This is a genomic window from Enterobacter sp. PL1 (genome assembly GCF_945957325.1).
GTDB classification, from domain to species: Bacteria; Pseudomonadota; Gammaproteobacteria; order Enterobacterales; family Enterobacteriaceae; genus Enterobacter; species Enterobacter roggenkampii.
Genome location: NZ_CAMFKT010000015.1, coordinates 46,908 through 60,842, shown reverse-complemented (window position 1 = coordinate 60,842; position 13,935 = coordinate 46,908). Strand labels below are relative to the sequence as shown.

14 protein-coding genes are annotated in these 13,935 nt (G+C 55.8%); 3 read left to right on the top strand and 11 right to left on the bottom strand.

Features of this window, described 5'->3' with window-relative positions; genetic code table 11:
* Positions 1 to 11 precede the first annotated feature (11 nt).
* On the bottom strand, positions 12 to 1,322 hold the full coding sequence (locus N6P30_RS14875; protein WP_021242754.1) for a conjugal transfer protein TraF: 1,311 nt from the start codon (positions 1,320 to 1,322) through the stop codon (positions 12 to 14).
* 172 nt (positions 1,323 to 1,494) lie between these two features.
* Positions 1,495 to 1,983: a cupin domain-containing protein gene (locus tag N6P30_RS14870; RefSeq protein WP_023293524.1), complete on the bottom strand. Its 489-nt coding sequence runs from the start codon at positions 1,981 to 1,983 to the stop codon at positions 1,495 to 1,497.
* A 115-nt stretch (positions 1,984 to 2,098) separates the two neighbouring features.
* On the opposite strand from N6P30_RS14870, the gene zur reads away from it, so the two are divergent.
* Positions 2,099 to 2,611, top strand: coding sequence for a zinc uptake transcriptional repressor Zur (zur, locus tag N6P30_RS14865; RefSeq protein ID WP_008503369.1), 513 nt, complete (start codon positions 2,099 to 2,101; stop codon positions 2,609 to 2,611).
* Between the two features lie 69 nt (positions 2,612 to 2,680).
* On the opposite strand, the gene N6P30_RS14860 is transcribed toward zur, so the two are convergent.
* The 4 genes from N6P30_RS14860 to N6P30_RS14845 all read right to left on the bottom strand — a co-directional run bounded on the left by N6P30_RS14860 (position 2,681) and on the right by N6P30_RS14845 (position 5,497).
* Positions 2,681 to 2,890 carry a CsbD family protein gene (locus N6P30_RS14860; protein ID WP_014830284.1) on the bottom strand — a complete coding sequence of 70 codons (210 nt, stop codon included), beginning with the start codon at positions 2,888 to 2,890 and terminating at the stop codon, positions 2,681 to 2,683.
* Between the two features lie 120 nt (positions 2,891 to 3,010).
* Positions 3,011 to 4,348 (bottom strand): MATE family efflux transporter DinF, encoded by a 1,338-nt coding sequence (gene dinF / locus N6P30_RS14855; protein ID WP_023293525.1) that lies wholly within the window; start codon positions 4,346 to 4,348, stop codon positions 3,011 to 3,013.
* A 63-nt stretch (positions 4,349 to 4,411) separates the two neighbouring features.
* Positions 4,412 to 5,020 (bottom strand): transcriptional repressor LexA, encoded by a 609-nt coding sequence (gene lexA / locus N6P30_RS14850; RefSeq protein WP_008503366.1) that lies wholly within the window; start codon positions 5,018 to 5,020, stop codon positions 4,412 to 4,414.
* 108 nt (positions 5,021 to 5,128) lie between these two features.
* Positions 5,129 to 5,497: a diacylglycerol kinase gene (locus tag N6P30_RS14845; RefSeq protein ID WP_021242750.1), complete on the bottom strand. Its 369-nt coding sequence runs from the start codon at positions 5,495 to 5,497 to the stop codon at positions 5,129 to 5,131.
* Positions 5,498 to 5,650: 153 nt separating this feature from the next.
* Between N6P30_RS14845 and plsB the strand changes: the two genes are divergently transcribed.
* Positions 5,651 to 8,071, top strand: a complete 2,421-nt coding sequence (gene plsB, locus N6P30_RS14840; protein WP_021242749.1) for a glycerol-3-phosphate 1-O-acyltransferase PlsB — start codon at positions 5,651 to 5,653, stop codon at positions 8,069 to 8,071.
* A 102-nt stretch (positions 8,072 to 8,173) separates the two neighbouring features.
* Here the strand turns inward: plsB and gntU are convergent, their stop codons facing one another.
* The 5 genes from gntU to N6P30_RS14815 form a co-directional block, all read right to left on the bottom strand.
* On the bottom strand, positions 8,174 to 9,514 hold the full coding sequence (gene gntU / locus N6P30_RS14835; protein WP_014833577.1) for a gluconate transporter: 1,341 nt from the start codon (positions 9,512 to 9,514) through the stop codon (positions 8,174 to 8,176).
* A 3-nt stretch (positions 9,515 to 9,517) separates the two neighbouring features.
* A complete protein-coding gene (gene gntK / locus N6P30_RS14830) occupies positions 9,518 to 10,045 on the bottom strand; it encodes a gluconokinase (protein ID WP_008503362.1) in 528 nt (175 codons plus the stop codon).
* A 126-nt stretch (positions 10,046 to 10,171) separates the two neighbouring features.
* Complete coding sequence (gene gntR, locus N6P30_RS14825; RefSeq protein ID WP_021242747.1) at positions 10,172 to 11,167, bottom strand: gluconate operon transcriptional repressor GntR; 996 nt, start codon at positions 11,165 to 11,167, stop codon at positions 10,172 to 10,174.
* A 101-nt stretch (positions 11,168 to 11,268) separates the two neighbouring features.
* Positions 11,269 to 11,964, bottom strand: coding sequence for a pirin family protein (locus tag N6P30_RS14820; protein ID WP_008503360.1), 696 nt, complete (start codon positions 11,962 to 11,964; stop codon positions 11,269 to 11,271).
* A gap of 123 nt (positions 11,965 to 12,087) precedes the next feature.
* Positions 12,088 to 13,125 carry an oxidoreductase gene (locus N6P30_RS14815; protein ID WP_023293527.1) on the bottom strand — a complete coding sequence of 346 codons (1,038 nt, stop codon included), beginning with the start codon at positions 13,123 to 13,125 and terminating at the stop codon, positions 12,088 to 12,090.
* Between the two features lie 255 nt (positions 13,126 to 13,380).
* Here N6P30_RS14815 and yhhY point away from each other — a divergent pair, with 255 nt between their 5' ends.
* Positions 13,381 to 13,869, top strand: coding sequence for an N-acetyltransferase (yhhY, locus tag N6P30_RS14810; RefSeq protein WP_023293528.1), 489 nt, complete (start codon positions 13,381 to 13,383; stop codon positions 13,867 to 13,869).
* The last annotated feature ends 66 nt before the right edge of the window (positions 13,870 to 13,935 follow it).

Below are 13,935 nucleotides of genomic sequence, written 5' to 3'. Positions count from 1 at the left end.
TCCGGTGGACTTTAGAACGTCATGCTCAGCTGAGCCCCTGCGCCCCAGGTTTCGTCTTCACCGTACAGGCCCATCAGGTCAACATGCACGGTGCTAAACGGCGCGAAACCGACACCGCCGGTAAAGACATTGCTGTCGTTACCCTTCACGTCGGCACGATAACCCGCACGCACCGCCAGCCAGCTCAGCGGCGTCACCTCGGCACCGACACCCACGTACTGCGATGTATCTTCGCTCTTGAAGCCTTTGGTTTCGGTCAGATCGCCATCGGCGGTCAGCGTCACCAGGTCGTTGTGCCAGGCAGCACCGGCGGTCACCAGCGGACGGATCTGATAGGTGTCTTTATAGCTCACCACTTCTCCCGTACGGCCGTTGCGAATACGGATGTCTTTGGTGTCGATATCACGCGACATCAGGTTTTGTCCGCTCACGCCCACGGTCCAGTGTTCGCCGAAATCGGCCGCAATACCGGCATCCACGTTGAAGCCCGTATCGTCAGTGCGGTAGCGGCTGTCGTTCCACTTGTTACTGTCGTAATCGTAGATTGACGTGGTGTAGTTATAGACCCAGGTTTTTTGCAGTTTTGGCGTAACCCCCACGGAAACCGGGACGCCACCCAGATCGAACTGACGGGCAACAGCAACACCGTAATCGGAGACTATCGCCGCCCGGCCGGATGCCGTTGAGTTGAGGTTTTTGGTGATCTGATCCGTACCATTCAGCGCAGCGTCCAGCGCGACACCGGCAGCCACGACATTGCTTCGTTGAATACGGCGAAGGTAATCAATATCTTGCTGATCGATAGACGAGCTCACCCGGCCATGGGCATAGCCTTTCGCCATGAAGGCTACCGAAAGGACATCGTTAGGGATACTCACCGCAAGCCCTGCCCCTGCCGTTGCGCGTGCGGTTTTGCCTTTGAGATAGTCCAGTTCATCGGCCAGATCTTTGGCCGCGCCCTGGAATTGATTAATGGAACCTAATGGATTGGTGATAATTTCTCGTGGCGTGAGATTATCAACCACATCCTTGTAGTGATTAATTTTGTCGTTGATGTTATCAATCTCGTCCTGAAGATTGTCTTCATCCGTGATTTGCGCGCCAACCGAAGGCAATATGACCGTCACATCATCGTCCGGCTTTGCCTTTGCCAGCAGCGCGGGGTTGATTAACGCCCCACTACCATAGCTTCCCGAAGCCACGCCGGTGCCACCCATTGCGTCGCTGCGTGATTCTGTCCAGGTATTGGCTGCTCCCGCCTGATTTGCCATAAACAAGGAGACAGCAATGCTAACCACCGAAAATTTAAAATTTTTTTTCACAGTATGCCCGTTATAGTCTGTTATGAAATAACCCCTGTCTGTTATCACCCAAACAGGAACGAACTATTGCTGTGAATAAGTAGTAAAAGACCCGCTATTTCTTTCCCTAAGTAAAACTCCCTTACGGCCTGTTATATTTTGTGACGGCCCTCAATATTTATAGAAGAGGAAATTATTTTTTCCCAGGTTTTCCATCATGCGGCCCAAAAAACTGCGGGGGATGATCTACCCAGCGATCTTCCCGCGTGGCGGCATACACGGGGTTGAGCGGGTAGTAGATGCGGTTGTGCTTCTTGTTGGCCTCGCCAACGACCAGGAGCCGAACCTCATCGTCCGTGTTGTTGATAAAGGTATGACAGATGCCGGTTCCGGCGGGAAAACCTACGCTGTCGCCAGGCTCCAGTTTCCACAAGTGGCCGTTAATCCAGGCTTCAGGGTAGCCTTCGAGCACGTAAACAAACTCTTCTTCGTCGCTCTCCGCATGCGGATAGGACGTTCTGCGCCCAGGCGGCAGGCGCTCATGATGGATGCCAATACGCCCGAGCCCAAGCTTGCGAGCCAGCGGAGCACCAATGGAAAACAGCTCATCGCTGTCGGGGTAGGTCGAGTCATCCGCGCCTTCCACGTCGCGCCAGTGTCGAATGCAGTCAGGTCTTTTCATTCTGGTTCTCCCGGTTTTCGATGGGTCAGGTATAGCACAGACTGGCGGATCTCGGTGTTTTTAGCAGAACATGATAAAGTGAAGGTTTTCCGTCCTATAACATCCGGGGTGCTACATGGATAAGTCCACAAAAGAGCTGTTAGCGCAGGCCGAAAAGCTGTGTGCGCAACGCAATGTGCGCCTGACTCCGCAGCGCCTTGAAGTATTACGTCTGATGAGCCTGCAGCAGGGTGCCATCAGCGCCTACGATCTGCTGGATCTGCTCCGCGAAAGCGAGCCGCAGGCAAAGCCGCCGACGGTCTATCGCGCGCTGGATTTCCTGCTTGAACAAGGGTTCGTGCACAAGGTGGAATCCACCAACAGCTATGTGCTATGCCATCTGTTTGATCAGCCCACCCACACATCGGCGATGTTTATCTGTGACCGCTGCGGCGTGGTGAAAGAAGAGGCTGCGGAAGGCGTGGAAGATATTATGCATACGCTGGCAGCGAAAATGGGCTTTGCCCTGCGTCATAACGTGATTGAAGCGCACGGGCTCTGTTCCGCGTGCGTGGAGGTGGAAGCCTGTCGCCATCAGGACGCGTGTCAGCACGACCACTCTATCCTGGTGAAGAAAAAGCCGCGTTAGCGGCAAAAGCAAAGGCGGCTCATGGCCGCCCTCAGGGTGTACTTCCTTGTACTTTCGGGTGTAGCCCGGTTACCAGCGGTAGTCGTTGCGTTTTTCCCAGTCGCCCACTTCTTTTTCCGCCTGGTCTTTTGCGTAGCCGTAACGCTCCTGGATTTTACCAACAAGCTGATCGCGTTTACCTTCGATGACGGTCATGTCGTCATCCGTCAGCTTACCCCACTGTTCTTTCGCTTTACCTTTGAACTGCTTCCAGTTGCCGCCGATTTCGTCTTTATTCATCATCGTGTCCTCTTCGTTAAGCGTCGGGTCGTAACGTCCGTTACGTTCTTTTCTGCTGGACGTGATAATTATTGTAGTTAAGGATTCCGTGGTTAATTTCATATTCGGAATCTTTAACCGTCACGATATATCGGAGCGCGAGGGAAACCAGGTATTGTTTTGCCAGTGCCGGTGCCAGATAAACGCCAGCGATAACCCGCGCAGCGAGAGGAAGACGGCCAGGGCCAGCCACAGGCCATGATTACCCAGCCAGGGGAGCGTCAGGAGCGTCAGGCCAAATCCGGCCGCCGCGACAGCCATACTGTTGCGCATTTCGGCTCCGCGCGTCGCCCCAATAAACATGCCGTCCAGCAGATAACACCAGACGCCAACCACCGGTAAGACGACTTGCCAGATGAGATAGTGGCTCGCCAGCTCGCGCAGCGCAGGGAGAGAGGTAAGCAATGCAACGATTTGCTCACCGAAGCAGGCGTAAACCAGACCAAAGGCCAGCGCCACCAGCCCCGACTGACGGCAGGCAGCCCGCCACACCTCCCGAAGCTGCCCGCTTTCGCGCGCGCCGTACGCCTGTCCGGAATGCGCTTCAACCGCGTAGGCAAAGCCGTCCAGCGCATAGGCGGTAAAGGTCATAAGCGTCATCAATACCGCATTCACCGCAACGATTTCCGGCCCCAGTCGAGCCCCGAAAACCGTCAGCGCACCAAAGCAGAGCTGAAGAAGAAGCGAGCGCAACATGATGTCACGGTTGAGCGCCAGCAGCTTACGGATATTGCCGCGCCATGCGGTTTTGAGCAGCGCCAGGGAGATCCCGCGCATGGCCAGCACACGCCGGACCATCCACAAGCCAATGATAAAGGTCCCGTATTCGGCAATCGCCGTCGCCAGCGCCGCGCCCTGCACGTTCATATGCAGACCCATGACCAGCCAGACGTCCAGAACAATGTTGAGCAGGTTACCCACCACCAGCAAAATCACGGGCGCGCGGGCGTACTGCACGCCCAGTAGCCACCCCAGAAGAACCAGATTTGCCAGCGAGGCGGGTGCGCTGAGCCAGCGGATTTCCAGGAACCGTCGCGCCTGCGCCAGTACCGCTTCGCTGCCACCGACAATATGAAGCGCAAGATCGATCAGGGGGGCCCGCAATACAACGATTAACGCACCCGCGCCAAGCGCGAGGATTAGCGGCTGCACCAGTGCGCGCGCCAGACGCAGCGGATCTTTCGCGCCATAAGCCTGTGCGGTAAGACCGGTGGTACTCATGCGCAAAAAGAGCAGCAGCATAAACAGGAAGCTGGTTGCCGTCGCGCCAATCGCCACGCCGCCAAGATAAACCGGTGAATCAAGATGGCCTATAACGGCAGTATCAACCAGCCCCAGCAAGGGCACGGTAATATTGGAGAAAATCATCGGCAGGGCAAGACGCCACAATGCCTTGTCGGATGCCGTCAGCAGTGACATGAAAGATACCGGGAGTGGGGAATGAATCAGGCTACAGCGGTGCCATAGCCTGTCAGGAAGAGATTACAGCCATTCACCGTTGCGAATCACGCCTACCGCCAGACCTTCAATAGAGAAGCTCTGTTCGCGGAGGTCGACCACAATCGGGGTGAACTCGCTGTTTTCGGGCAGCAACTGAACAGTGTTACCCTGCTTTTTCAGACGCTTAACGGTCACTTCGTCATCAATGCGTGCGACCACGACCTGGCCGTTTCGCACGTCCTGGGTTTTATGCACCGCAAGCAGATCGCCATCAAGAATGCCGATGTCTTTCATCGACATGCCGCTGACGCGCAGCAGGAAATCAGCGCTCGGTTTGAACATGCCGGGATCGACCTGGTAGTGACCTTCAATATGCTGTTGTGCCAGCAGCGGCTCACCTGCAGCAACGCGGCCTATGAGCGGAATGCCCGTCTCTTCTTCCACCAGCAGGCGGATACCACGCGACGCGCCTGACACAATCTCAATCACACCCTTACGCGCCAGCGCTTTCAGGTGTTCCTCGGCAGCATTCGGAGAACGGAAGCCCAGACGCTGCGCGATTTCCGCACGCGTGGGTGGCATACCCGTCTGGCCGATATGATCCCGAATGAGATCAAACACCTCTTGCTGCCTGGTCGTTAACGCTTTCATTCCGCCCCCTGGGTGTATATACAGTTATGCTGTGAGTATATACAGTCAAAGGCGATTTTGGAACCAAAAACTGCACAAAAAACCAGGGACTTAATTATTCCTCGAGGCTCATCGGAAATGTGACCAAAGCAGGGTGACCCAGGTGATAACGGCAGTGATAATCGCCAACAACACGGCAGCAGAGCCCATGTCTTTTGCACGGCCAGAAAGCTCATGGAAATCGGAACCAATGCGATCAACAACGGCCTCAATAGCGCTATTAAGAATTTCCACTATCATCACCAGAAGTACGGAACCGATAAGCAGTACGCGGGTAATCGCATCAACATCAAGGAAACAGGCAACGATCACCGCGATGATTGCGGCGACGCCCTCCTGGCGAAAAGCGGCTTCGTTGACCCATGCGGCACGGAAACCTTTCCATGAATAGCCGGCGGCTTTGATGATACGCGTTAACCCAGTGGTATTATTGGCCATTAAAAGAACCTTTTTAAAAAAGAGCGTCATTAACATGAGGCGGAGCGCGTTTCGCTACAGCCTGAAGTATGACGGGTAACAACAGAAATTTTGCGCGCTTTCTGTTATCCTTGCGCCGCAATTGCATTATTAACCAGAGGCTTTACATCGTTTATGTCCGGCTGGCCACGAATTTACTACAAATTACTTAATTTACCATTAAGCATCCTGGTAAAAAGCAAGTCTATCCCAGCAGAACCCGCGCTGGAACTGGGGCTCGATACGTCGCGCCCTATTATGTACGTTTTGCCTTATAACTCGAAGGCAGACTTACTGACGCTTCGCGCCCAGTGTCTGGCGCATGACTTACCTGACCCGCTTGAACCGCTGGAAGTTGACGGTACGCTGCTGCCGCGCTACGTCTTCATCCACGGCGGGCCGCGCGTGTTTACCTATTACACGCCGAAAGAAGAGTCCATCAAGCTGTTCCATGACTATCTCGACCTGCACCGCAGCAACCCCGATCTGGATGTGCAGATGGTGCCGGTATCGGTGATGTTTGGTCGTCGTCCGGGTCGTGAAAAAGGCGAAGAGAATCCGCCGCTGCGCATGCTTAACGGCATCCAGAAGTTCTTCGCGGTCTCCTGGCTGGGACGCGACAGCTTTGTGCGTTTCTCCCCTTCCGTTTCGCTGCGTCGCATGGCGGACGAGCACGGCACCGACAAGATCATCGCGCAAAAACTGGCGCGCGTGGCGCGTATGCACTTCGCCCGTCAGCGCCTGGCGGCCGTAGGGCCACGCCTCCCGGCGCGTCAGGATCTGTTCAACAAGCTGCTGGCTTCAAAAGCGATCGCCCGCGCCGTTGAAGATGAAGCGCGCAGCAAGAAAATTTCGCATGAGAAAGCTCAGCAGAACGCCATTGCGCTGATGGAAGAGATCGCAGCGAACTTCTCTTACGAGATGATTCGCCTGTCCGATCGTATTCTCGGCTTTACCTGGAACCGCCTGTATCAGGGCATCAACGTCCATAACGCCGAGCGCGTGCGTCAGCTGGCGCACGATGGCCATGAGATTGTCTATGTCCCCTGCCACCGCAGCCACATGGACTACCTGCTCCTTTCCTACGTGCTCTATCACCAGGGGCTGGTGCCACCGCACATCGCAGCCGGTATCAACCTGAACTTCTGGCCCGCGGGCCCGATTTTCCGTCGCCTGGGCGCGTTCTTTATTCGTCGTACCTTCAAGGGCAACAAGCTCTACTCCACCGTGTTCCGCGAGTATCTTGGCGAGCTGTTCAGCCGCGGCTATTCCGTGGAGTACTTCGTGGAGGGCGGTCGTTCCCGTACCGGTCGTCTGCTCGATCCGAAGACCGGCACGCTGTCGATGACCATCCAGGCCATGCTGCGCGGAGGCACCCGTCCGATCACGCTGGTGCCTATCTACATCGGCTACGAGCACGTGATGGAAGTGGGCACGTACGCGAAAGAGCTGCGCGGTGCGACCAAAGAGAAAGAGAGCCTGCCGCAGATGCTGCGCGGCTTGAGCAAGCTGCGCAATCTCGGTCAGGGCTACGTGAACTTCGGCGAGCCGATGCCGCTGATGACCTACCTGAACCATCACGTGCCGGAGTGGCGCGAGTCCATCGATCCTATCGAAGCGGTGCGTCCGGCCTGGCTAACGCCAACGGTTAACGGCATCGCGTCCGAGCTGATGGTGCGCATTAACAACGCCGGTGCGGCTAACGCCATGAACCTCTGCTGTACGGCGCTGCTGGCTTCACGTCAGCGCTCGCTGACCCGTGAACAGCTCACGGAGCAGCTGGATTGCTATCTGGACATGATGCGTAACGTGCCGTACTCGGTTGATTCAACCGTGCCTTCTGCGACCGCCAGTGAACTTATCGATCACGCGTTGCAGATGAACAAGTTTGAAGTGGAGAAGGACACGATCGGCGACATCATCATTCTGCCGCGCGAGCAGGCGGTGCTGATGACCTACTACCGCAACAACATCACGCATATGCTGATGCTGCCGTCGCTCATGGCCGCCATTATTACCCAGCATCGTCATATCTCCCGTCAGGAGCTTTTGCGCCATCTTGAGACCATCTATCCGATGCTGAAAGCGGAGCTGTTCCTGCGCTGGAGTAAGGATGAGCTGGCGACAGAACTGGATAAGATGACGGAAGAGATGCGTCGCCAGGGGCTGATTACCCTGAACAACGACGAGCTGCACATCAATCCGTCACGCTCCCGCACCCTGCAACTGCTGGCGGCCGGTGCGCGCGAAACGCTGCAGCGCTACGCCATCACGTTCTGGCTGCTGAGCGCGAACCCGTCCATCAACCGCGGTACGCTGGAGAAAGAGAGCCGGACGCTGGCCCAGCGCCTGTCCGTTCTGCACGGCATTAACGCCCCTGAATTCTTCGACAAAGCGGTCTTCAGTTCCCTGGTGCTGACGCTGCGCGATGAAGGCTTCATCAGCGATACGGGTGATGCCGAGCCGGAAGAGACGCTGAAGGTGTACCAGATGCTGGCAGAGCTGATTACCTCGGACGTGCGCTTGACGATTGAGAGCGCCACGCAGGGCGAGTAACACAATGCCGGGTTATGGCCCGGCCTGACGCTCTGGATAATAAAAAGGCCCGGTAAGCGCTGACGCTACCGGGCCTTTTTTTGCCTTGTTAAATCATTGCATTTAGCTGAGCAGCGTAAAGGCAATCATCCCGACAATTGCACCCGTCGTGCCGAGGATAGTTTCCATCAGCGTCCAGGTTTTCAGGGTTTGCGCTTCGGTGGCACCGGTAAACTTACCGAACAGCCAGAAGCCGGCGTCGTTAACGTGAGAGACCACAATCGAACCGCCCGCGATACAGATAGAGAGCGCGGCCATCTGGGCACCGGAGTAGTTCAGCTGTTCAATCACCGGCATCACCAGACCCACGGCGGTTAAACACGCCACGGTGGCGGAACCCTGGATGATACGCACCGCCGCAGCCAGCACAAAGCAGGTGACCGCAATCGGCAAGCCCATCCCGGTCAGCGCTTCGCCCAGAGCCGGGCCCACGCCGGAATCCACCAGCACCTGCTTGAACACGCCGCCTGCACCGATCACCAGCAGGATAATCCCCGCAGGCTGCAGCGCCGCACCGCAGATCTCCATCACCCGGTCTTTTGGCATCCCCTGACGCATCGCCAGGCCGTAAATCGCCACCAGGCACGCCACCAGGATCGCCGTGAACGGATGACCAATGAACTCAAACCATTCGTAGGCGGTAGAACCGACCGGCACAAAGCGCGCGGCGATGGTTTTCAGGCCCACCAGCACCAGAGGCAGCAGGATCAGCGACAGGCTGAAGCCGAAGGATGGCATTTTGCCCTCGCCCAGGTGCGGCTCGGTAATGTCGTCCGGAATGTGCAGCTCAACGTAACGGCTGATGAAGTTGCCCCACAGCGGACCGGCAATAATCATCCCGGGGATTGCCGCGCACAGGCCAATCAGGATCATCCAGCCAAAGTCGGCGTGCATCTGGGAAGCCAGCAGCATCGGGGCAGGCCCCGGCAGCAGAAACGCTGCGGCTGCCGCCACGCCCGCAAACAGCGGAATGACCAGCTTCACGAGGTTAGTGCCGGTATGGCGCGCCATGGAGAAGGCGACGCTTATCAGCAGCACAACGGCCACTTCGAAGAACAGCGGCAGCGCGCAAATCAGCCCTGCCAGACCAATCGCGTAATGCGCACGGCTGTGGCCAAAGGATTTCAGCATCTTGACGGCAATCTGGTCGACCGCGCCCGTCTCGTGCAAAATCTTGCCAAACATGGCGCCAAGGGCGACCACAATCGCCAGGAAGCCCAGCGTACCGCCCATCCCTTTTTCCATTGTCGCGGCGATCTTGTCGAGCGGCATACCGGAAAAGAGACCAGCACCAATAGAAACCACCATCAAAGCAACAAAGGCGTGCATGCGCGCCTTCATCACTAAAAACAGCAGCAGCAATACTGAACCTACTGCTGTCAAAACTAGCGTTAATGTACTCAAAACTTACTGCCTTTTATTAATGACCTCGATGGTGCTGGCAACAACCCCCTCCAGTGACTGATCGATATCAACCACTAAGACGTCTTTTTCGTCTTCACCCGGCTCCTGCAGCGCTTCAAACTGCGTCACCAGCATCTGGGTTTTGAAGAAGTGACCTTTACGCGCCTTCAGGCGGCTTTCAATCACCTCGAAATCCCCTTTCAGGTAGATGAAAGAGAGGTTCGGATTGCCGTCACGCAGCAGATCGCGGTAGGTTTTTTTCAGCGCGGAGCAGACGATCAGGGAGACTTTATTGGTGCGCTGCATCGCGAACGCGGCGTCGTTCAGCGCCTGCAACCACGGTTTACGGTCGTCGTCGTTCAGCGGCTCGCCGGAGGCCATTTTCATGATGTTGCTGCGCGGATGGAGGAAGTCGCCATCAAGAAACGCAGCCTGGAGTTGATGCGCCACTTCGCTGGCCACGGCTGATTTCCCGCTACCGGAAACGCCCATCAGGACGTAGACGTGGTGATCGTGATTAGTCGTGCTCAAAGGGTGTCCCTCAGTCAATTGTTACGGGTAACAGTTATCGGTAACATTGTCCTGCCGGGGCAAAAGAGAAGCAATATCCAAACGTGCGCGAAGTGAATAAGTGTGAGCTACTTCAAATTTGTCAGTTCAAATAGATCCACCCGGTGACAAGGTGAAACCTAAATCTAACATTTTCGGCGTAACCGTCTCGCCACGAATGCGCGCCAGCAGGCGTTCTGCGCCAATGCGGCCCATACGTTCACGCGGCGTCAGGACGCTCGCCAGACGCGGCTCCATCACCTGACCGATGTCATGGCCGTGGAAACCGGCGATCGCCATATCATCAGGGATCTTCAGCCCCAGACGCTGGCACTCAAACGCTGCGCCGACTGCAAGGTCATCGTTGGTACAGAAAATACCGTCCAGTTGCGGATACTCGCGTCGCGCCTGACGCATCAGCTCAATACCCGACGTATAGGAAGAGGACTGCTCCACCATCACGCTGTACGGGGTTAAGTTCGCGTCGAGCATCGCCTGCTCGTATCCCTTCTGTTTGATGATAGTACGTTCATCAAGACGCGCACCCAGATAGGCGATATGACGATGCCCGCGGGCGATAATGGCCGCCGTCATCTGGCGCGCCGCTTCGAAGTTATCAAAGCCGACGGCGATGTCGAGGCACGGCGACTGGCTGTCCATCAGCTCCACGACCGGAATACCGGCCACTTCAATCATTTTGAGCGTGCGGGCAGTGTGGGTTCGTTCGGTTAAAATCAGGCCGTCAATGTTCCAGGAAAGCATCGATTCAAGACGTTCCTCTTCGAGTTCCGGCTTGTACCCGTAGTGGGCGAGCATGGTCTGATAGCCAAACGCATCGGTGACGCTTTCAATGCCGCGCAAAACTTCGGCGAAAACCTGGTTGGTCAAAGAAGGAAGCAGAACGCCCACCGCGCGGCTGGTCGCATTCGAGAGAATATCGGGTGCACGGTTGGGGATGTAACCCAGTTCATCAAGGGCAGCGGCAATCTTGCCACGTAACGCCACGGAAACCTGTTCCGGGTTACGTAAAAAACGGCTGACCGTCATTTTGGTCACACCGACGCGATCGGCGACATCCTGAAGTACGGGGCGTTTCTTTTTCATCGTCCTGAGAAATCTTGAAGTGAGAGATTTGCTCAGTTTACCACGGACAAAGCCCATCCTTCCCCTGTCAAAGGGAAGGATGGGGATTTATTTATGTTTTATTACACCGGCGGCAGGTCAAACAGCAGAATTTCGCTTTCGCTGTCGGCATGCACGGAGATCGCCTGCTCATCCCAGATGGCCAGACCATCGGCGGTTGTCGCTTTGGTGCCGTTGATGGACACCTCCCCTTTCACCACCTGGATCCAGACGCGGCGGTTAGCGGCAATCTGATGCACGGACTGTTCATCTTTCGCCAGCGCCCAGCGGTACAGCTCCATATCCTGATGCACTTTCAGGGAGCCTTCACGCGCATCCGGGGAGAGCACCAGCTGTTTACCCTGTTTCGCGTCGAAGCGGCGCTGCTCGTAGCGCGGCGTGATGCCGGTCTCTTCTGGAATGATCCAGATTTGATACAGGTGCAGTTTTTCCGTTTTGCTTGGGTTGTACTCAGAGTGACGCACCCCGGTACCTGCGCTCATAATCTGGAACTCGCCCGCCGGAACCTGCTCTTTGTTGCCCATGCTGTCCTGGTGCTCAACCGCGCCTTCCAGCACATAGGTCAGGATTTCCATGTCTTTGTGCGGGTGGGTACCAAAGCCCTGGCCTGCATCAATCACGTCGTCGTTAATCACGCGCAGTGCGGAGAAGCCCATGAAGTTCGGGTCGTAGTAGTCGGCAAACGAGAATGAATGCCATGAGTCCAGCCAGCCATGATTCGCGTGACCACGTTCGTTTGCTTTGCGTAAGTAGATCATTGTTTTCACCCTCAGTTCGTTTCGATGGAGTAAGTGTGGACGCAAACGGCCTGGGATCATAGAGGGTGAAAATTGACTCCTCTGTTCAAAAATTGTGAACAAGTGCAGAGGAGCCGTTTTTGCTTATTTTGCGAGGGTTACCGTGGCAGGAGAGGCCTGTTCGAAGGCCCGTTCAAGGATTTCGAGGTTGGTCAGAACGTCAGATTCCTTGACGTAATTCGCCATGCCGTTTGTGAGGGTCTCAAACAGCGCATCATAGACGCGGCCATAGTCGCCGGTTTCCGGCTTCAGCGTTTCTTTGACCGTCACGCCCTCATCGTTCACATACTCCAGCACGCCCACGGAATCGTCCGCCGCAAAGCCAGGTTCACCGGGCATGATATTGGCCTTCAGGCTGGTCTCCTGCTGGTCGATACCGTATTTGATAAACGAACCTTTAGTGCCGTGAACGATAAATTTCGGGTAATTGATTTTCACCAGGTGGCTGGTTTTGACGATGGCCTTCAGGTCGCCGTAGAACAGCTGGGCTTCGAAGGTATCGTCCGGGTTGGCTTTATTGCGCAGGCTGCGAATGTCATACGTCACGTGGTCCGGGCGGCCAAAAAGGGAGATGATCTGGTCCATGGTGTGCACGCCCAGCCCGTAGAACGAACCATCCTGCGGCAGTCCGGGTTGCGTTTCCGCCACCGGGCGGTAGTAATCGAAGTGGCTTTCGATCTCCACAATGTCGCCGAGCTTGCCGCTTTCAATCGCTTTTTTTGCCGTCAGGAAGCAGCTGTCGAAGCGACGGTTCTGATACGGCGTGACGGTCAGCCCTTTACTTTTCGCCAGCGCGAACAGCGCTTTCGCTTCGGCGATGGTCGGGGTGAACGGCTTTTCTACCAGCACGTTTTTGCCCGCTTCCAGCGCGCGTTTCGCATAGTCAAAATGGCTGTCGGCGTGGGTGCAGACAACCACCAGCGTGACCTGCGGATCGTTAAGCACCTGATCGAGATCGCTGGTGAAATGGATGTGGGAGTACTGCGGAGACTGCTCCTCCGGCTTCGCGCGGCGGCGGTAGATATGGGCCACATGCCAGGTATCTTTACGGTTGAGGACATACGGCAGGTGATAGCGGGTGGTGCTTTTGCCAAATCCAATAAATGCGCAATGTAGTGTCATGGCTCAGTCCTTTTGGAAGGTTACTGAGTCTAACCATAACAAAAAAAAGCCAGCTAAAAGCTGGCTAAAGTAATACTGGAAGCAATGTGAGCAATGTCGTGCTTTCAGGTTCCCGTAGCGGTCTTCCTGAATGCAGAGCAATAATAATCATTCTCATTCGCACTTGTCCAATACTTTTTGCAAAAAATAGCGGTTGACTCAAATTTTAAAGTCATTGATGTTGGAAGGGCCTTTTAACTGACTGAGGAACAAGGAATGAGTGAGATAGTGATACGCCATGCGGAACCGAAAGATTATGACGCCATTCGTCAGATCCACGCCCAACCGGAGGTGTACCACAACACACTACAGGTTCCTCATCCGTCTGAGCAAATGTGGCAAGAACGACTCACCGACCAGCCCGGCATTAAGCAACTGGTCGCCTGTGTAGACGGTCATGTCGCTGGGCATCTGTGCATCGCCGTCGCGCAACGCCCACGCCGCAGCCATGTGGCTGATTTTGGGATTTGTGTTGGCGCGCAGTGGCAAAACCGGGGCGTTGCCAGCGCGCTGATGCGCACCATGATTGATATGTGCGATAACTGGCTGCGCGTTGACCGCATTGAGCTGACGGTGTTTGTCGATAACGAACCGCCGATTGCGGTGTACAAAAAACACGGGTTCGAAATTGAAGGCACCGGCAAGCGCTATGCCCTGCGCAACGGCGAGTATGTGGATGCGTATTATATGGCGAGAATGAAGTAGTGATTTGCCGGGTGGCGGCTTCGCCTTACCCGGCCTACGTTCGTGCAGTTGTAGGCCCGGTAAGCG